The sequence below is a fragment of the Streptomyces longisporoflavus genome (assembly GCF_014649775.1).
In the GTDB taxonomy this organism is placed as follows: domain Bacteria; phylum Actinomycetota; class Actinomycetes; order Streptomycetales; family Streptomycetaceae; genus Streptomyces; species Streptomyces longisporoflavus.
The window spans coordinates 128,495-147,442 of the sequence record NZ_BMTR01000019.1 but is presented as its reverse complement, the minus strand read 5'-3'; the positions used below and the strand labels follow the sequence as shown (position 1 = coordinate 147,442).

The 18,948-nt window shown below is 71.1% G+C and carries 13 protein-coding genes; 8 read left to right on the top strand and 5 right to left on the bottom strand.

The window, feature by feature from the left end; translation table 11 throughout:
• The first annotated feature begins 385 nt into the window (after positions 1-385).
• A complete protein-coding gene (locus IE226_RS32280; RefSeq protein ID WP_190084964.1) occupies positions 386-835 on the top strand; it encodes a PTS sugar transporter subunit IIA in 450 nt (149 codons plus the stop codon).
• 77 nt (positions 836-912) lie between these two features.
• Positions 913-2,583, top strand: a complete 1,671-nt coding sequence (ptsP, locus tag IE226_RS32275; RefSeq protein WP_190084963.1) for a phosphoenolpyruvate--protein phosphotransferase — start codon at positions 913-915, stop codon at positions 2,581-2,583.
• Between the two features lie 60 nt (positions 2,584-2,643).
• On the opposite strand, the gene IE226_RS32270 is transcribed toward ptsP, so the two are convergent.
• Together IE226_RS32270 and IE226_RS32265 are read right to left on the bottom strand one after the other, a co-directional pair.
• A complete protein-coding gene (locus IE226_RS32270; RefSeq protein WP_190084962.1) occupies positions 2,644-3,537 on the bottom strand; it encodes a DUF8829 domain-containing protein in 894 nt (297 codons plus the stop codon).
• 75 nt (positions 3,538-3,612) lie between these two features.
• Positions 3,613-5,595 (bottom strand): acetoacetate--CoA ligase, encoded by a 1,983-nt coding sequence (locus IE226_RS32265; protein ID WP_190084961.1) that lies wholly within the window; start codon positions 5,593-5,595, stop codon positions 3,613-3,615.
• Between the two features lie 215 nt (positions 5,596-5,810).
• Between IE226_RS32265 and IE226_RS32260 the strand changes: the two genes are divergently transcribed.
• Positions 5,811-8,201 (top strand): glycoside hydrolase family 31 protein, encoded by a 2,391-nt coding sequence (locus IE226_RS32260; protein WP_190084960.1) that lies wholly within the window; start codon positions 5,811-5,813, stop codon positions 8,199-8,201.
• Positions 8,202-8,608: 407 nt separating this feature from the next.
• Here the strand turns inward: IE226_RS32260 and IE226_RS32255 are convergent, their stop codons facing one another.
• Positions 8,609-9,169 carry an NUDIX domain-containing protein gene (locus tag IE226_RS32255; RefSeq protein ID WP_190084959.1) on the bottom strand — a complete coding sequence of 187 codons (561 nt, stop codon included), beginning with the start codon at positions 9,167-9,169 and terminating at the stop codon, positions 8,609-8,611.
• Positions 9,170-9,253: 84 nt separating this feature from the next.
• Between IE226_RS32255 and IE226_RS32250 the strand changes: the two genes are divergently transcribed.
• The 5 genes from IE226_RS32250 (at position 9,254) to glpK (ending at position 14,477) form a co-directional block, all read left to right on the top strand.
• The gene (locus tag IE226_RS32250) at positions 9,254-10,060 is read left to right on the top strand and encodes a M15 family metallopeptidase (protein ID WP_190084958.1); all 807 of its coding nucleotides are present in this window, start codon (positions 9,254-9,256) and stop codon (positions 10,058-10,060) included.
• 102 nt (positions 10,061-10,162) lie between these two features.
• Complete coding sequence (locus IE226_RS32245; RefSeq protein ID WP_190084977.1) at positions 10,163-10,606, top strand: Zn-ribbon domain-containing OB-fold protein; 444 nt, start codon at positions 10,163-10,165, stop codon at positions 10,604-10,606.
• Entirely contained in the window at positions 10,603-11,793 is a 1,191-nt protein-coding gene (locus IE226_RS32240; protein WP_190084976.1) for a lipid-transfer protein, read from the top strand. Before IE226_RS32245 ends, IE226_RS32240 begins: the two co-directional genes overlap by 4 nt.
• 393 nt (positions 11,794-12,186) lie before the next feature.
• A complete protein-coding gene (locus IE226_RS32235) occupies positions 12,187-12,942 on the top strand; it encodes an MIP/aquaporin family protein (protein ID WP_190084957.1) in 756 nt (251 codons plus the stop codon).
• A 14-nt stretch (positions 12,943-12,956) separates the two neighbouring features.
• Positions 12,957-14,477 (top strand): glycerol kinase GlpK, encoded by a 1,521-nt coding sequence (gene glpK, locus IE226_RS32230; protein ID WP_190084956.1) that lies wholly within the window; start codon positions 12,957-12,959, stop codon positions 14,475-14,477.
• Positions 14,478-14,636: 159 nt separating this feature from the next.
• On the opposite strand, the gene IE226_RS32225 is transcribed toward glpK, so the two are convergent.
• Positions 14,637-15,242 carry a GTP-binding protein gene (locus IE226_RS32225; protein WP_190084955.1) on the bottom strand — a complete coding sequence of 202 codons (606 nt, stop codon included), beginning with the start codon at positions 15,240-15,242 and terminating at the stop codon, positions 14,637-14,639.
• Entirely contained in the window at positions 15,223-18,933 is a 3,711-nt protein-coding gene (locus IE226_RS32220; protein ID WP_190084954.1) for a hydantoinase B/oxoprolinase family protein, read from the bottom strand. Before IE226_RS32220 ends, IE226_RS32225 begins: the two co-directional genes overlap by 20 nt.
• Between the last annotated feature and the right edge of the window lie 15 nt (positions 18,934-18,948).

Genomic DNA, 18,948 nt, shown 5'->3' with positions numbered 1-18,948 from the left:
TCAAGGAACGGACGCTTCCTTTGTACTCACCCTCTCGGGCTTTCCTCCGGGCGCTTCCCTTCGTTGTGTTTCAAACTCTATCAGGTCTTTTTCGACTCCCTGACCACTCATCTGCGAACACGCAGAAGCTGACCCAGGGATTAGGATCTGACTTGATAGATGCCGCCGAGTCCGGACGCTGACCGCGTCGCTCGCCTCAGGCAGGAGTCCGACTGTACATGGGGCGTTGGGGCGGGCGCAAATCGTTTGTGCAGTGCCCCTACTCAGTCAACCGGGACCTCTCACGCGGAACCGGGACTTTTTATGACTTACTCTTCTGCACAGTGCGTCGTCCAGGACAGGTAGCGACGGCGGCTACGACTCTCCACCCCCTGGGAGGCATGCCATGACCACTGTGACGTCCCCGCTTGTCGGACGCGCCATCGGGCTCTCCGCTGTACCGGACCCCGTGTTCTCCGGCGCGATGGTCGGGCCCGGCACCGCCATCGACCCCGCGCGTGAGCCCTCCGAGGCTGTCGCCCCCGTCGACGGCATCGTCGTCTCGCTCCACCCGCACGCCTTCGTCGTCGTCGACGACCAGGGGCACGGCGTGCTGACGCACCTGGGCATCGACACCGTCCAGCTCAACGGCGAGGGCTTCGAGCTGCTCGTGAACAAGGGTGACACCGTGCAGCGCGGTCAGTCCATCGTGCGCTGGGACCCCGCGGGCGTCGAGGCGGCCGGCAAGTCTCCGATCTGCCCGATCGTGGCACTCGAGGCCACTGCCGAGTCCCTCTCCGGTCTCGTGGAGGATGGCGACGTGAAGGCTGGGGACTCTCTCTTCAGCTGGAAGTGACGTCATCGCCGTCCCTGACGGCAGGTAGGACATCCATCGCGGCGGCTGGGCCCGCCGCTCAATCGGAGACGGGTGCAATGGAGACAACGCTGCGAGGCGTCGGCGTGAGCCACGGAGTGGCGATCGGCGAGGTTCGGCACATGGGGACGGCGGTGCTCGAACCGCCCGCCAAGCAGATTCCCGCGGAGGAAGCAGAGCGCGAACAGGGGCGCGCTCGCCAGGCGGTGGAAGCTGTGGCGGCCGACCTGAACGCGCGCGGCAACCTGGCCGGCGGCGAGGCTCAGGCGGTGCTCGAGGCGCAGGCCATGATCGCCCAGGACCCCGAGCTCATGGCGGACGTCGACCGGCGCATCACCGTCGGCAGCTCTGCGGAACGCGCCGTCTATGACGCCTTTTCGCACTACCGCGAGCTGCTCGCGGGCGCCGGCGAGTACATGGCCGGACGCGTCGCCGACCTCGACGACGTGCGCAACCGGATAGTCGCCCGGCTCCTCGGCGTTCCGATGCCCGGTGTTCCGGACAGCGACGAGCCCTACGTCCTGATCGCGCGCGACCTCGCGCCGGCGGACACGGCGCTGCTCGACCCCGCGCTCGTGCTGGGCTTCGTCACCGAGGAGGGCGGGCCGACCAGTCACAGCGCGATCCTCGCGCGGGCGCTCGGTGTGCCCGCCATCGTCGCGCTGCCGGGCGCCGGTGAGCTGGCCGAGGGCACGGTCGTCGCCGTGGACGGCAGCACCGGTGAGATCTTCGTCGAGCCGAGCGCGGAGAAGCGGGGTCAGCTCGAGGCCGCGGCCGCCGAGCGCAGGGCCGCGCTTGCCGCGTCGACCGGTCCCGGTGCGACGTCCGACGGGCACAAGGTGCCGCTGCTGGCCAACGTCGGCGGTCCCGCGGATGTGCCGGCGGCCGTGGAGGCCGGGGCCGAGGGTGTCGGTCTGTTCCGTACCGAGTTCCTCTTCCTCGACGACAGCACCAAGGCGCCGTCGGAGGAGAAGCAGGTCGAGGCGTACCGTGCGGTGCTCGAAGCGTTCCCCGAGGGGCGCGTCGTCGTGCGTGTGCTCGACGCGGGTGCCGACAAGCCGCTCGACTTCCTGACGCCCGGTGACGAGCCGAACCCGGCGCTCGGCGTGCGCGGTCTGCGGTCGCTGCTCGAGCACCCCGATGTGCTGCGTACGCAGCTGACGGCGCTGGCCAAGGCAGCGGAAGGGCTGCCGGTCTACCTCGAGGTCATGGCGCCGATGGTCGCCGACCGTATCGACGCCAAGGCGTTCGCCGACGCCTGCCGCGAGGCGGGACTGCAGGCCAAGTTCGGCGCCATGGTGGAGATCCCGTCCGCCGCGCTGCGAGCGCGCTCGATCCTCCAGGAGGTCGAGTTCCTCTCGCTGGGCACCAACGACCTCGCGCAGTACGCCTTTGCGGCCGACCGTCAGGTGGGTGCCGTGTCCCGGCTGCAGGACCCGTGGCAGCCCGCGCTGCTCGACCTGGTCGCGCTGTCCGCCGAGGCGGCCGCTGCCGAGGGCAAGAGCTGTGGCGTGTGCGGCGAGGCGGCGTCCGATCCGCTCCTCGCCTGTGTGCTGACCGGTCTCGGTGTCACCTCTCTGTCGATGGGTGCGGCGTCCATCCCCTACGTGCGGGCGACGCTGGGCAAGTACACGCTGGCGCAGTGCGAGCGTGCGGCTTCCGCCGCGCGTGCCGCGGACAGCGCCGAGGAGGCCCGTAAGGCCGCTCAGGCGGTTCTGTCCGGCGAGTAGTCGCACGCCAGGTCTGTGAGGGGCGCTCCATCCGCGAGGGATGGGGCGCCCCTTCGGCGTTCAGTGCCGGTGTCCCCCTTCGGGCTCGTCGTCCCCGATGGGCGGTGCGGCGCAGTAGTCGACGCCGGATTCCGGGGCCACGAGGTCTCCTGACACCGTGTCGGTGCAGTAGGCGTCGAAGACCTCGGCCGCGGTGAGGGGCTCCAGTCGCTCGCCGTGCAGGCGCCAGCCCTGGACGCGGTCGGGCGCTCCTTCCGTGGTGGTGCGCATGACCAGGCCCCCGGCGCTGTGGGTGGCGATGCCGACCGCGAGGACCGTGGTGAACTCCAGGGCGTCGGTCTCGTCGAGTGCGGTGTTGCCCGCGGTGTCCCGTGTGACGTGCAGGGTGGCGAGGAGTGTCTCCGGGGCGGTGGGCACGCTGCAGACGAGGTGCCGGGTGCCGGGGCCGGAGGTGTCGAGCAGTTGGACGAGCAGCTCCGAGGCCCGGCTGAAGGCGTCCCGGCCGATGTCCTCTCCGCAGACCGCGCAGTTGCCCTGACGGGCCAGGAGCATTGTCGCGTACTCCCAGGTGACCTGGCGGACGGCTTCGTCGACGAGGTCGGGGAGGAGATCGCGAAGGGGTCGGCCGTCGTACGGGACGGTGGGGCCGGTGGCGGCCAGTTCCGCGGTGAAGCGGGTGCGGCTTGCCGGGGCGTCGGGGTCCAGGCCGGTGTCGGCGCAGTACTCCTCGTACTCCTCGGGGTCGAAGAGGGCGATGGTGGTGTGGCCGCCGCCGGACGCGAGGGTTCTGAGGAGGCCTTCGGCCTGCCGGAGGTAGGTCTCGTGGTCGTCGAAGGTGAAGGTGCGGTAGCGGCGCATGGCCGCGAAGTCGTCCTCGTCGGCCAACAGGCCGATGGTTCCGGCGACTTCGCGGCGCAGTGCCCGTCGCATGGTGGTGTGTGGTGCGCTGGCCATGATTCCCCCTGCGATCCGTTGATCAGTGCTCACTCACCGTAAGGGTGAGCACTGACAACGGCGGCGGGCGGGAGATCAGGAGCGGGTGCGGGCCAGGTCCTCGTAGAAGCGGAGGAGGTCGAGGTTGTCGACGGAGCCGGGGTTGACCGCCTTGTCGAGGGCGGTGCCCTGGAGCAGTCGCTTGACCGGGACCTCGATGCGCTTGCCGGTGAGGGTGTGCGGGATGCCGGGGACCTCGATGACCTCGTCGGGGACGTGGCGCGGGGACAGTTGTGCGCGGATCGTCTGCTTGATGCGGTCGCGGAGGCCGTCGTCGAGGGTGGCGCCGGGGGCGAGGTGGATGAAGAGGGGCATCCAGTAGCCGCCGTCGGGCTGTTCGACGCCGATGACGAGGGATTCGCGGATCTCCGGGAGGCGCTCGACGGCTTCGTAGATGTCGGCCGATCCCATGCGTACGCCCTGGCGGTTGAGCGTGGAGTCGGAGCGGCCGTGGATGACGACCGAGCCGTGCGAGGTGACGGTGATCCAGTCGCCGTGGCGCCAGACGCCGGGGTAGGTGTCGAAGTAGCTGTCGTGGTAGCGGGTGCCGTCCGGGTCGTTCCAGAAGTGGATGGGCATGGACGGCATCGGGTTGGTGACGACGAGTTCGCCGACCTCGTCGATGAGCGGTTTGCCCCCGGGGTCCCAGGCCTGCAGGTCGGTGCCGAGGCCGGGGGCCTGGAGTTCGCCGATGTGCACGGGCAGGGTGGGGACGGCTCCGGCGAAGCAGGAGCAGACGTCCGTGCCTCCGCTTACGGAGGCCATCCACAGGCCGCCGGGGGTGTTCTCGAACTCGTCGTGCAGCCAGCGGAATCCGTCGGGCGGGAGCGGGGAGCCCGTGGTGGCGACGCACTGCACTGCGGAGAGGTCGAAGTCGCGGGCGGGGTGCACGCCCGCCTTGCGGCAGGCCATGACGTACGCAGCCGACGTGCCGAAGAGGGTGGCCTTCGTGCGTTCGGCGATGCGCCACTGGGCGCCGGTGTCGGGATAGCCGGGGCTGCCGTCGTACAGGATGATCGTGGTGCCGGTGAGAAGGCCGGAGACGAGGAAGTTCCACATCATCCAGCCGGTGGACGTGTACCAGAAGAAGCGGTCTTCGGGGCCCAGGTCGCAGTGCAGGCCAAGCTGCTTGAGGTGTTCGACGAGGATGCCGCCCTGGGACTGGACGATCGCCTTGGGCAGGCCCGTGGTGCCGGAGGAGTAGAGCACCCACAAGGGGTGGTCAAACGGGACGGGTTCGAAGACGGGGGCCGTGTCCGACGCGGTGAGGGCGGCCCATTCCAGGGCGCCTTCGGGGGCCTCGGTGCCGAGCAGCGGGATGTGGACGACGGCGCGCAGGGTGGGCAGTTCGCGGCGCAGTTCGGCGACGGCGTCGCGGCGGTCGTGCTCCTTGCCGCCGTAGCGGTAGCCGTCGACGGTGAACAGGACGACCGGTTCGACCTGCTGGAAGCGGTCGAGAACGCTGCGTGCGCCGAAGTCGGGGGCGCAGGAGGTCCAGACGGCGCCGACGGCCGCGGTGGCCAGGAGGGCGACGACGGCCTGCGGGATGTTCGGGACGTAGCCGCTGACGCGGTCACCGGGGCGCACGCCGAGTGTGCGCAGTTCCGCCGCCAGGGAGCCGACCTGGCGGCGCAGCTCGCCCCAGGTGACGGCGGCCGGCTCGTGGGTCTCGTCCACATGCAGGAGAGCGGGGTCGCCCGCGCGCGTGGGGTCCTCTGCGGCGCGCAGCGCGTGTTCGGCGTAGTTGAGCGTAGCTCCGGGGAACCATTGCGCGCCCGGCATCGTGCGGTCGCCGAGTACGCGCGCGTAGGGCGTCGAGAACCGCACGTCGAACCAGTCGGTCACCGCCTGCCAGAACGTGTCCAACTCGTCCACGGACCAGCGGTGCAGCGCCGCGTAGCCGCCGTCGGCGGGGGCTCCGTGGCGTTCGGCGGCCCACGCCTGGAAGCGCGTGACCTGCGCGGCGGCGATCCGTTGCTGGTCGGGCTGCCAGAGCGGTGAGGGGTTCGCTGAGGACATGGGGCGGCTCCCGGGCTTTACGCGTCGTATGCGTGTGTGGTGCGCGCGTGCTGGTTCCTGCGCGCGACACGGCTGACAGGGACGATGCCACGTGATCGATTTCGGCACCAGGGTGTGCCTCACACAGTCGGCGCGGCGACTATGTGCCGTCCCCCCAGGTGAACGGCAGTTGAACGATGCATACGGGCGGCTTCTTCGGTGGCAGGGTGAGCAGCATGAACGGTCGTGACCTGGTGCGTTCGATGAAGGCGGTCAGTTTGATCGGTACGGCGCAGGGGTTGCGTGCGGTGCGGTCCTCCTGGCGCAGGAGGCGGGTGGACGCCGTCGGGCTTGCCCCCCGGGGTGCCGAGCGCGCGCGGGTGCCGGGGCCGGTGACGGGGGTGGAGCCGGGGCCGGGGGGCGGTGTGGTGCGGTTCGCCCGTTCCGAGCTGCGGGTGCGGGTCACTACGGGCGGGGCGATCTTCTGGGGCTGGGACGGCGCGGAGCCGGATCCTTCGTACGCGCTCGTCAGCGGGAGTCCCGAGGCGGACCCGCGGGCCGTCCTCGAACCGGACAAGGAGGGTGGCTGGCGGGTGGTGTCGGAGCGGGCGACGGTGGTCGTCTCGCGGCACGGCGCGGTGGAGCTTCGTACGCCCGGCGGTCTGATGCTGCGCCGGGATCTGCCGCCGCGCTGGTGGGAGCCGGTGGACGGGGGTGCGGCGCACTGGGTGCAGCGCTCGCAGGTGGCGGCGGACGCGCGGTTCTTCGGCCTCGGGGGACGTGCGCGGGGGCCTCGGCTGCGGAACGGGACGTACCGCCTGTGGAACACCGATCCGGGGGTTTCGTTCGGGCCCGGTGACGGGCCTTTGTACATCACCATGCCCGTGCAGCTCGTGGTGGCCGATGTCGGCTGTCATCTGGTGTTCCACGACAACACGTGGGACGGCACCGTGACGCTGCGGGAGGGCGAGGAGGGCGCGGGGTCGGGGCACGACAGGGCGGGTTCGTGCGAGGTGCGCATGACCGGCGGGCCGCTGCGGTGCTGGGTGATGGTGGGCACCCCCGCGCGCGTGCTGCACACGTGGGCCTCGCTGACCGGGGCGCCCGCGCTGCCTCCCGCGTGGGCGCTGGGGCATCATCACGCGCGGTGGGGCTTCGGCGGTGAGCAGGAGGTGCGGCGGATCGTCGCGGGCTACCGGGAGCGCGGGCTGCCGCTGGACGCCGTGCATCTGGACATCGACCACTACGAAGCGCATCAGGTGTTCACCGTCGACAAGGAGACTTATCCCCGTTTGCCGCAGCTGGCCGACGAGTTGCTCGGGGACGGCGTGCGATTGGTGTCGATCGTCGATCCGGCGGTGAAGGCGGTGCCCGGCAACGAGGTCTTCGACAGCGGCCGGACGACGGACGCCTTCGTGCGGGACGCCGCGGGGCGGACGGTGCACGGGCTGGTCTGGCCGGGGGTGTCGGTGTACCCGGACTTCACGGACGCCCGGGTGCGGGCGTGGTGGGGCCGCCTCTACAAGGAGCGGCTCGCCCAGGGATTCGCGGGCTTCTGGCACGACATGAACGAACCGGTGTCCTTCGCCGCCTTCGGGGAGCCGACGCTGCCCCGTTCGGCCCGGCACTCCCTGGAGGGGCGCGGCGGTGACCACCGCGAGGCGCACAACGTGTACGGCCTGGGAATGGCCCGAGCCGGCTACGAGGGGTTGTGCGAACTGCATCCCGACGAGCGGCCGTTCCTGTTCTCGCGCTCCGGGTGGGCGGGAATGCAGCGCTACGGAGGGACGTGGTCCGGGGATGTGGCCACGGGGTGGCCGGGGCTGCGGGCGTCTCTGTCGCTGGTCCTGGGGCTCGGGCTGTGCGGGGTGCCGTATTCGGGTCCTGATGTGGGCGGGTTCGACGGCAGTCCGTCGCCCGAGCTGTATCTGCGGTGGTTCCAGCTGGGCTCGTATCTGCCGCTGTTCCGTACGCATGCCGCGCTGCGGGCCGGGCGCAGGGAGCCCTGGGAGTTCGGTCCCGAAGTACTCGAGCACGCGCGCGTGGCGCTCGTCGAACGCCGGCGGCTGCTGCCGTACTTCGTGACGCTCGCGCATCTGGCGCGGCGTACGGGAACGCCGTATGTGCGGCCCCTGTGGTGGGGCAGTCCGGAGGACCGGGCGCTGCGCGACTGCGAGGACGCGTTTCTGCTCGGGGACTGTCTCCTCGTGGCGCCCGTGTTCGAGCCGGGGGCCGTCCGCCGCACGGTGCGGCTGCCGGCGGGGCGGTGGTACGACACGGCGACCGGCGAGGTCTACGAAGGGCCTGCCCGGGTGGTCGTGGAGGCCCCGCTGTCGCGTGTACCGGTGCTCGCGCGGGCGGGGGCGGTGCTGCCTGTGCGGGGCGCCGACGGCGGGTTGGAGCTGGAGGTGTGGGCGCCCGCTCCGGGGCGTACGGGAGGCGGCCTTGTGGTCAGGGACGTGGGCGACGGGTGGGAGGAGCCGGAGATCGAGCGGTTCGCCACGCGGTGGGCCGGGGGGCGTGTGGTGGTCGAGCGGGACGGCCGGACCGCCGATGACGCCGTGGAGACGGCGGAGGAGTTGGGGCTGCGGGTGACGGTGCGGGGGCTCTCCGAGCGGCGGATGTAGCGTCCTCGGCGGCAGAGGTGGTGCGTCGGCATCAGAGGCGGCGCCCTCGGCGGTAGAGGTGGCCCCCTCAACAGCAGAAGCGGCGGCCCCGGCGTCAGAGGTGGCCCCCCTCAGCAGCAGAGGCGGCGCCCCCGGCGTCCGGGGAGCAACGCCCTGCCGTCAGATGTAGCGCCCCCGCGCCGGAAGGCAGCAACCCCACCTCAGATGCAGCGCCCCCGCACCGGAGGGCAGCGCCCTGCCGGTCAGATCCAGTGCCCCGGCGTCGCGGGGTAACGCCCCGCCGCCAGATCTAGCGCCCCCGCGCCGCAGGGCAGCGCCCCACCGCCAGATCTAGCATCCCCACGCCGCAGGGCAGCACCCCGCCATCAGACCTAGCACCCCCCGCGCCGGAAGGCAGCACCCCGCCGTCACATGTAGCGCCCTTCGAACCAGGCGCGTACCGCCAAGGTGTGCAGAGGGAAGGCCAGTTCGGTCGGGCGGTGCAGCAGGTGCCAGCCTTCCGTTTCGTCCGTCGGTGCGGGATCCGGTAGTTCGGCCGCCGGGCGCTCGGGCAGGAGGCCGAAGAGCAGCAGGTATCCGTCTGGTGCGCTGAGCGCTTCGGTGAGGCGGACGTCGCGGCTCCGGGCGCTGATGCCGGTCTCCTCCATGAGCTCGCGCACGACGGCGTCCCGCCAGTCCTCCCGGTGGTCGATGAACCCTCCGGGCAGGGCCATTCCCCCGCGCGCGGGGTCGATGGTCCGGGTCACGACGACAAGGGCGGTGCCCTTTTCGTCGTACACGGGCTGCATTGCCACCGCCACGGGCAGCGGATTGCGGTAGGCCACCGTGCCGCAGTCGGCGCAGGTGCGGGGCCACGCGGTCAGGTTCTCGCCGTAGGGCGACCCGCAGCTCGAACAGTGGGAGCCCGGTGCGGGATCGGCGCGGTGCGGGGGCTGCGGGGGCGGCGGGGGCGCCGGGGGTACGGACACGCCGCGGACTGTATCGGATCATCGTCCGATCGCTCCGGTGACGGTCTTTCCCTCCGGCACCGGATCCTGATAGATGCAGGGTTCATGACAGGATTCGCCTCCGCCCTGCGGAATCTCGCCGTCACCGCCACCGCTCTGCTCGCTGTGGCCGCCGTCCCCGCGCCCGCCCACGCCAAGCCCGAGCCCAAGGCCCCCGATGAGTTCGTGGCGTTGCGTGACGTCGACCCGACGATCATGCAGGAGATGCGCTACTTCACGCCGCACAACTTCGTGGGCGTGCCCGTCGACGGCTACAAGAAGCCGATGTGCATCCTCACGGAGCCCGCGGCGAAGGCGCTGCACAAGGCCCAGCGCACGCTGCTGCGTAAGGGCTACTCCCTGAAGGTGTACGACTGCTACCGGCCGCAGCGGGCGGTCGACCAGTTCGTGCGCTGGGCCGAGGATCTCGGCGACGTGCGCATGAAGGCGGAGTTCTATCCCCATGTCGACAAGTCGCGGTTGTTCGCGGACGGCTACATCGCGGCGAAGTCCGGGCACAGTCGCGGCTCGACGCTCGACCTGACGGTCGTGAAGCTGCCCGCCCTGCCCACGCGCCCGTACGTCCCCGGTGAGGCGCTCACGCCCTGCTTCGGGCCCAAGGCCGAGCGGTTCCCCGACAACTCCGTGGACATGGGGACGGGATTCGACTGCTTCGACACCCTCTCCCACACGGACGATCCCCGGATCACCGGTGAGCAGCGGGCCAACCGCGATCTGCTGCGGGGCGCGCTGGCCAAGGTCGGTTTCGTGAACCTTCCCGAGGAGTGGTGGCACTTCACCTACAAGCCGGAGCTCTTCCCGGACACCTACTTCGACTTCCCCGTGACGCGCCGCTCGCTGGACGGGAAGTAGCGGGTGCCGCGCTACTGACGCGATCCGGTTGCCCGTGGCACACTCCTGACGTTCCGTCAGATCCAGCGCCGTGGAGGGGCCTTGTCGCGTACGCGTACACCCGTGGTGACCGGCTGGTTCGCCGGGGAGGGGGACAACTTCCGTCTGCTCGGCACGCGCTGCTCGGCCTGCGCCAGTGTCTTCTTCCCCCGCGAGGACGGCTTCTGCCGCAATCCCGGCTGCCCCGGCGGCGACCTCGACGAGGTGCCGCTCTCCCCGCGCGGCCGCGTCTGGTCGTACACGGACAGCCGCTACCGGCCCCCCGCGCCCTATGTGTCCGACCCGGAACTTCCCTGGCAGCCCTACACGTTGATCGCTGTGGAGCTCGAGGCGGAGCGCATGGTGGTGCTCGGCCAGGCGGCTCCCGGGGTTTCCGTCGCCGATCTGGAGGTCGGCATGGAGGTGGAGGTCGTCCCCGGTGTCCTGGACGAGGATGCCGGGACGACCCGGACGGCGCGGACGACCCTGACGACATGGTGCTGGCGGCCGACGGGGGTGAGCGCGTGACCAGTGAGGTGGCGGTGCTCGGCGCGGGCATGCACCCGTGGGGCAAATGGGGCCGCAGCTTCGTCGAGTACGGGACCGCGGCGGCCCGGGCCGCGCTCGCCGACGCCGGGGTGGACTGGCGTGACGTGGGCTCGATCGTCGGTGCGGACACGGTGCGCGGCGGCTATCCCGGATACGTGGCCGGGGCGACGTTCGCGAAGGCCCTCGGCTGGCAGGGCGCGCGGGTCACCAGCGTGTACGCGGCCTGCGCCTCCGGGGCGCAGGCGATCAACACGGCGCGTACGCAGATCCTCGCGGGCCTGGCCGACGTCGTCCTGGTGGTCGGGGCCGACGCGGCGCCCAAGGGGTTCTTCCGGCCCGCGGGGGGCGACCGGCACGACGACCCGGACTGGCTGCGGTTCCGGGTCCTCGGCGCCACCAACCCCACGTACTTCGGTCTGTACGCGCGGCGCAGGATGGCGGTGCACGGGGACACTCCGGAGGACTTCGCCCTGGTCAAGGTGAAGAACGCGGCGGCGGGGGCCCTCAATCCGAACGCGCGCTACCGCAAGACCGTCACCGCCGAGGAAGTGGCCGCCTCGGCCGTCGTCGCCGATCCTCTGCGGCTGCTCGACATCTGCGCGACCTCCGACGGTGCGGCGGCGCTCGTACTCTCCAGCATGGAGTTCGCCCGGCGGCACGGCGCGGCCGACCCGGTGCGCATCCGCGCGGTGTCGACGGTGACGCCGACGTACCCGACCACCGTCCTGGACCTGCCGGACATCGCGACGGACTCCGCCGCCGCCGTGGCGCCGGCCGACGGGACGTTCCGTGCCTCCATCGCGCTCGCGGCGTACGAGGAGGCGGGCATCGGCCCCGACGACCTCTCCCTCGCGGAGGTCTATGACCTCTCCACCGCGCTGGAACTGCAGTGGTACGAGGATCTGGGGCTCTGCGGCGAGGGCGAGGGGGCCAAGCTGCTGCGGGAGGGGGCGACCGCTCCGGGCGGGCGCATACCGGTCAACCCCAGCGGCGGACTCGCCTCCTTCGGAGAGGCCGTTCCGGCGCAGGCCATCGCCCAGGTGTGCGAACTGACGTGGCAGCTGCGGGGTACGGCCGGGGCGCGGCAAGTGGCGGGGGCGCGGGCGGGGATCACCGCGAACCAAGGGCTCTTCGGACACGGGTCCTCGGTCGTCGCGGTGCGCTGAGCGCCGAGCCGGGCACTCCACGAGCGACACGCGGGACGAGCGCGGGCGCGCCGCGGAGGAAGGGCTCACACCGGTTAACCGGTGCCGTCCGCGACCTTGACGCTCCGTCACGGCCGGTGAACACTTCCGGTGTCAGTCGGCGTCGCCGCACTTCGGCTCCGCGCCATTCAGGGCCCCTGTACGCGCGAAAGGGCCTGCTTGAAGGCCCTGTTCAGCGGGCCATCCCCCTCTGGGCGATTCGACTGCGACGGCACGCTCGCCGTGGAAGCCGGGCAGGGCGCGGGACACGCCTGCCCCGGCTGACGTCACCGGGCACAGCCAGGCAGTAGTCGTGGGAAGCACCCAGCACGGAGTACCGGGGCCACCGCCCCGGGCGAGGCCCTAGGAGCCGCCATGTACTCGAATGGGGACATCTTCGTCGGTGAGGTCATCGGCACCGCGATCCTGATTCTCTTCGGCGCCGGCGTATGCGCCGCCGTCACCCTGAATCATTCGAAGGCGAAGGCCTCCGGATGGGTCGTCATCGCCTTCGGATGGGGCTTCGGCGTGCTCGCGGGCGCGTACACGGCAGGCCCCCTCTCCGGCGGTCACCTCAACCCCGCCGTCACGCTCGGCATCGCGATCGACACCGAGGAATGGGACCAGGTCTGGGTCTATCTGCTCGGGCAGATGGTCGGCGCGATGCTCGGCGCCGTCCTCGCGTACCTCGTGTACTACGCGCAGTTCAGCGCCAACGTCTCCCGGCCCGTCAAGGACAAGGTGACGAGCGGGCACGAACCGACGCCGACGCTCGGCATCTTCTCGACCATCCCGGAGATCCGTAACCCGGTCGCCAACCTCGTCACGGAGATCATCGCGACCATCGCCCTGGTGCTGCCCATCCTCGCCTTCGGGCTCACCGAGGGGCTCGGTGAATCCGGTACGCAGACGCTGATCGTGGCGTTCCTGGTGGTCGGCATCGGCCTCTCGCTCGGCGGGCCCACGGGCTACGCCATCAACCCGGCCCGCGACCTGGGCCCGCGCATCGTGCACACGTTCCTGCCGATCCCGAACAAGGGCACGTCCGACTGGAGTTACTCCTGGATCCCCGTGGCCGGGCCGCTGATCGGCGGAGCGCTCGCAGGTCTCATCTACAACGTAGCCTTCTGACGCTAGGGGTAGCCATGCCGGACAACTCCGAGAAGTTCGTCGCCGCCATCGACCAGGGCACCACCTCCAGCCGCTGCATCATCTTCAATCACGCGGGCGAGATCGTCGCCGTCGACCAGCGCGAGCACCGCCAGATCTTTCCGAAGCCGGGGTGGGTGGAGCACGACGCCGCCGAGATCTGGTCCAAGGTGCAGGCCGTGGTCGCGGGGGCGATCGCCAACGCCGGGCTCCGGGTCGATCAGCTCAGCGCCCTCGGCATCACCAACCAGCGCGAGACGACGGTCCTGTGGGACCGCGCCACCGGCAAACCCGTGCACAACGCGATCGTCTGGCAGGACACCCGGACATCCGCCCTCTGCAATGAACTGGGGGGCGCGGACGGCCAGGACCGGTTCCGCGAGCAGACGGGGCTGCCCCTGGCGAGCTACTTCTCCGGGCCCAAGGCGGCCTGGCTGCTCGACAACGTGCCCGGCCTCAGGGCACGTGCCGAGCGGGGCGAGATCGCCTTCGGCACCATCGACTCCTGGCTGATCTGGAACCTCACCGGGGGCACGGACGGCGGCGTGCACGTCACCGACGTCACCAACGCCGGGCGCACCATGCTGATGAACCTGGCCACCCTCCAGTGGGACCAGTCGATCCTGTCCGCGATGAACGTGCCCGAGGCGGTTCTGCCGGAGATCAAGTCGTCGGCGGAGGTCTACGGCACGGCGGTCGGGCAGCTGGCCGGCGTGCCGGTCGCCTCCGCCCTCGGCGACCAGCAGGCGGCCATCTTCGGGCAGGCCTGCTACGACACGGGGACGGCCAAGAACACGTACGGAACCGGCAGCTTCCTGTTGCTCAACACCGGTAACCGGCCCGTCCCCTCGAAGAACGGGCTGCTCACCACGATGGGCTACAAGATCGGCTCGGAGGCGCCCGTCTACTGCCTCGAAGGGGCGATCGCGATCACCGGCGCGCTCGTGCAGTGGTTCCGCGACCAGCTCGGCATCATCCGCAGCGCCGACGAGATCGAGCCGCTCGCCGCGAGCGTGGAGGACAACGGCGGGGCGTACATCGTGCCCGCGTTCTCCGGCCTCTTCGCGCCCTACTGGCGCTCCGACGCGCGCGGTGTCGTCACCGGACTCACCCGGTACGTGACCAAGGCGCATCTGGCGCGCGCCGTCCTGGAGGCGACGAGCTGGCAGACCCGCGAGGTCGTCGACGCCATGTACCAGGACTCCGGGGTGCAGTTGCGGACCCTGAAGGTCGACGGCGGCATGACCAAGAACAACCTGCTGATGCAGCATCAGGCGGACATTCTCGGGGTGCCGGTGATCCGGCCGAAGATCACCGAGACGACGTGCCTGGGTGCCGCGTACGCCGCCGGGCTCGCGACCGGCGTGTGGAACGACCTCGACGAACTGAAGGCGCACTGGCAGCAGGACGTCGAGTGGACGCCGTCGATGGAGACGGAAACCCGGGAGCGCGAGTACCACAACTGGCGCAAGGCGGTGGAGCGGAGCTTCGGCTGGCACGAGGACGGCGCGAGCTGAGCCGCGCGCCCGGCCGGGAGTGACCGCGGCCCGTACCCCGGTCGGTGGGGGTACGGGCCGCGGTTTCGCACGCCTTCCCGCGCTCGTCCCGGCACGCGGTGCCGCGCGCACCCGAAGCACCCGAAGCACCCGAAGCACCCGAAGCACCTGAAGACGGGCTCACGTCGTAGCGGGCTCCCTGGCCGCGGCGGCGGTCGTCATCGCGTGCTGGACCACTCCGATGAGCACTTCCTTGACGGACTGCCGCTCGCGCGCGTCGCACATCACCACGGGGACGCCCGGGTCGAGGTCGAGTGCCTGGCGCACGGTGTCGGCGGGGTAGCGCGTCGCTCCCTCGAAGCAGTTGACGCCCACGACGAAGGGTATGGAGCGGCGCTCGAAGTAGTCGACGGCCGCGAAGCAGTCCTCCAGGCGGCGGGTGTCGGCGAGCACCACGGCGCCGAGGGCACCGGTGGCCAGCTCGTCCCAGAGGAACCAGAAGCGGTCCTGGCCGGGGGTGCCGAAGACGTAGAGGACGAGGTCCTCGCGCAGGGTGATGCGGCCGAAGTCCATGGCGACGGTGGTGGTGTGCTTGCCCGAGACGCCGCTGGTGTCGTCGATCGGGCGGCCCGCCTCGCTGAGCAGTTCCTCCGTGCGCAGCGGTTTGATCTCGCTGACGGCGCCGACGAGCGTGGTCTTGCCCACGCCGAAGCCGCCCGCCACCAGGATCTTCAGCGTGACCGGCTCGACGGGGGCCTTGTCGCGCTCAGAACGCTTGAAGATCATCGCTCGCTTCTCCTGGATCAGTTGCCGTGGGGCTTGTGCTGGTTTCGGGGGGTGCGCTTGCCCGGTGGGTGCCGCGCGCTTCTCCGCTGTCGTGGGGGGCGCGGCCGTATCCGCCGCCGCCGGGGGTTTCGATCACGAGTACGTCGCCGGGGGCCGCGTCCGCGAAGTCGCTGCCCTCCAGCCTCTGAACCCGGCCGTCGGCACGCTCCAAGCGCCCCGTGCCGAGCGCTCCCGGACTGCCGCCCGCCATGCCGTACGGCGCCACTCTGCGGTGCTGCGAGAGCGTGGAGACGGTCATCGGCTCGCGGAAGCGGATGCGGCGCACGGCGCCGTCCCCGCCGCGCCACTGGCCGGCGCCCCCGCTGCCCCTGCGTACCGCGAACTCTTCGAGCAGCACGGGCAGGCGCCATTCGAGCACCTCTGGATCGGTGAGCCGGGAGTTGGTCATGTGGGTCTGGACGACGGACGCTCCGTGGAAGCCGTCACCCGCGCCTGATCCCGAGGCGACGGTCTCGTAGTACTGATGGCGGTCGTTTCCGAAGGTGACGTTGTTCATGGTGCCCGAGCCCTCGGCCTGGACGCCGAGCGCGCCGTACAGCGCGCCGGTGATCGCCTGGGACGTCTCGACGTTCCCGGCGACGACGGCCGCCGGCGGCTCGGGCGCGAGCAGGGAGCCCGGCGGCACGATGATGCGCAGGGGACGCAGACAGCCGTCGTTGAGCGGGATGTCCTCGGCCACCAGGGTGCGGAAGACGTACAGGACGGCGGCGTTGACCACCGCGAAGGGTGCGTTGAAGTTCGTGGCGAGTTGCGGGGACGTACCGGTGAAGTCGATGGTCGCCGAGCGGGCTTCGCGGTCCACCGAGACGCGGACCCTGATGACGGCTCCCGAGTCGGTCGGGTAGGCGAACTCGCCCTCGTCGAGGGCGTCGATGACACGGCGTACGGCTTCTTCGGCGTTGTCCTGGACGTGCCTCATGTACGCCTGGACGACGTCGAGCCCGAAGTTCTCGATCATTCGGGCGACCTCGTCGGCGCCCTTCTGGTTGGCGGCGATCTGGGCGCGCAGGTCGGCGAGGTTGGTGGCCGGGTTGCGGGAGGGGTACGGCGCCTCGGTGAGCAGGCTCAGGGTCTCGGCCTCGCGGAAGCGACCGGCCTCCACGAGCAGCCAGTTGTCGAAGAGGATGCCTTCCTCCTCGATGGTGCGGCTGTTGGCCGGCATGGAGCCGGGGGCGATGCCGCCGATCTCCGCGTGGTGCCCGCGCGAGGCCACGTAGAAGAGGATCCGCTCCTGCGCGGTGCCCTGCTCCCCCGCGGCGCCGAAGACCGGCGTGATCACGGTGACGTCCGGGAGGTGGGTCCCACCGTGGTAGGGGTCGTTGACGGCATAGGTGTCCCCGGCGCGCATGGTGCTGCCGCGGCGCCGGATCACCTCCTTCACGCTGGTGCCCATCGAGCCCAGGTGCACGGGGATGTGCGGGGCGTTGGCGACGAGATTGCCGTCGGGGTCGAAGAGAGCACAGGAGAAGTCGAGCCGCTCCTTGATGTTGACCGACTGGGCCGTGGACTCAAGACGGGCGCCCATCTGCTCGGCGATCGACATGAAGAGGTTGTTGAAGATCTCCAGGAGTACGGGGTCGGCCGCGGCGCTCGAGTCGGAACTCCCGGGCACCGCCACGCGTTCCATGACCAGGTGCCCCTCGCGTGTCATGGCCGCCCGCCAGCCGTCGTCCACGACCGTCGTGGCGCCGGCCTCGGTGATGATCGCGGGGCCGTCGACGCTCTCGCCGGGCGGCAGCTCCTCGCGCCGGTGCAGGAGCACGTCGCGCCAGGCGCCGCCGGTGTGCAGGCGCACGGTCCGCGCGGCGCCCGCGTCACCGTCGCGGGCGGGCACGGAGAGGTCGGGCTGCTCGGTCAGGCCGGTGGCCTCCACGGAGAGCGCCTCGACGACGACGGGGCGGTCCAGGGTGAAGGAGTAGGTGGTGCGATGACGGTCCTCGAAGACGCGGGTCATGCGCTCCGGCTCGGTGAGCTCCACGGTGAGCGTGGTGTCGGTGCCGTCGTAGCGCAGTTGGGCGCGGCGCGTGACGCGGATGCGGTCCTCGGGCACGTCCTCGGCGAGGAGTTCGGCGCGGGCCGCCTGCTCCAGGTCGTCGGCGGTCCTCAGGACCCGGGGCATCGCGGACGGTTCGAGACGGGCCTCCACGGACTGCTCGCGCATCGCGGTGGTGTCGGCGAGACCGATGCCGAGCGCCGAAAGGACACCCGCCATCGGGGGCACGAGGACGGTGCGGATGCCCAGCGAATCGGCGACCATGCAGGCGTGCTGACCGCCCGCGCCGCCGAACGTCGTGAGGGCGTAGCGGGTGATGTCGTGGCCCTTCTGGACCGAGATGCGCTTGACGGCGGCCGCGATGTCGGCGACCGCGATCCGCAGATATCCCTCGGCGACCTGCTCCGCGGTGCGGTCGTCGCCGGTGCGTTGCCGGATGTCGCGGGCCAGCTCGGCGAAGCGGTCGCGTACGAGCGCCCCGTCGAGCGGCTGGGCGCCGTCCGGGCCGAACACCGCCGGGAAGTGGGTGGGCTGGATGCGTCCGAGGGCGACGTTGGCGTCGGTGACCGTGAGCGGGCCGCCGCCCCGGTAGCTCGCCGGGCCCGGAGTGGCGCCCGCGGAGTCGGGGCCCACGCGGTAGCGGCTGCCGTCGAAGTGCAGCACGGAACCGCCGCCCGCCGCGACGGTGTGGATGTCCAGCATCGGCGCGCGCAGCCGTACGCCCGCGATCTGCGTGGTGAAGACCCGTTCGAGCTCGCCCGCGTAGTGCGAGACGTCCGTGGACGTGCCGCCCATGTCGAACCCGATGACGCGGTCGAAGCCCGCACGCTGCGACATGCGGGCCATGCCGACGATGCCGCCCGCGGGCCCGGACAGGATCGCGTCCTTGCCGCGGAACTGGCCCGCTTCCGTGAGGCCGCCGTTCGACTGCATGAACATCAGCCGTACGCCGCGCAGTTCGGCGGCGACGTGCTGGACGTAGCGGCGCAGGACGGGCGACAGATAGGCGTCGACGACCGCCGTGTCCCCGCGCGGGACCAGCTTCATCAGCGGGCTGACCTCGCTGGAGAGCGAGACCTGCGGGAAGCCGACGGCGGTGGCCAGTTCGGCGATCGCCCGCTCGTGGGCGGGGTACAGATGGCTGTGCACGCAGACCACCGCGACGGCCCGGATGCCGTCTTCGTAGGCCTGGCGCAGCGGTCCGGCGAGCTGCTCCGGGCCGGGTGCCCGTAAGACCTCGCCCTCGGCGGTGACCCGCTCGTCGACCTCGATGACCCGGTCGTACAGCAGCTCGGGGAGGACGATCTCGCGGGCGAAGATGCGGGGGCGGTTCTGGTAGGCGATGCGCAGGGCGTCGCCGAAGCCGCGGGTGATCACCAGGGCGGTGGGCTCGCCCTTGCGCTCCAGGAGGGCGTTCGTGGCGACGGTCGTGCCCATGCGGACCGTGTCGACAGGGGCGTCCGCCATGCCGTCCGGCGCGCCGCCGAGGAGCTCACGGATGCCCGCGACGGCCGCGTCGGCGTAGCGGGACGGATTGTCCGACAGAAGCTTGTGCGTGCGCAGCCGTCCGTCGGGACGGCGCGCGACGATGTCCGTGAAGGTACCGCCCCTGTCGACCCAGAACTGCCAGCCAGTCACGTCTCATTCCCCGCT

Coding starts and splice junctions, on each gene's coding strand:
- glpK (WP_190084956.1), top strand. CDS start 12,957: ATGCCGGACAACTCCGAGAAGTTCGTCGCCGCCATCGACCAGGGCACC.
- IE226_RS32280 (WP_190084964.1), top strand. CDS start 386: ATGACCACTGTGACGTCCCCGCTTGTCGGACGCGCCATCGGGCTCTCC.
- IE226_RS32270 (WP_190084962.1), bottom strand. CDS start 3,537: ATGGCCAGCGCACCACACACCACCATGCGACGGGCACTGCGCCGCGAA.
- IE226_RS32265 (WP_190084961.1), bottom strand. CDS start 5,595: ATGTCCTCAGCGAACCCCTCACCGCTCTGGCAGCCCGACCAGCAACGG.
- IE226_RS32225 (WP_190084955.1), bottom strand. CDS start 15,242: ATGATCTTCAAGCGTTCTGAGCGCGACAAGGCCCCCGTCGAGCCGGTC.
- IE226_RS32250 (WP_190084958.1), top strand. CDS start 9,254: ATGACAGGATTCGCCTCCGCCCTGCGGAATCTCGCCGTCACCGCCACC.
- ptsP (WP_190084963.1), top strand. CDS start 913: ATGGAGACAACGCTGCGAGGCGTCGGCGTGAGCCACGGAGTGGCGATC.
- IE226_RS32260 (WP_190084960.1), top strand. CDS start 5,811: ATGAACGGTCGTGACCTGGTGCGTTCGATGAAGGCGGTCAGTTTGATC.
- IE226_RS32235 (WP_190084957.1), top strand. CDS start 12,187: ATGTACTCGAATGGGGACATCTTCGTCGGTGAGGTCATCGGCACCGCG.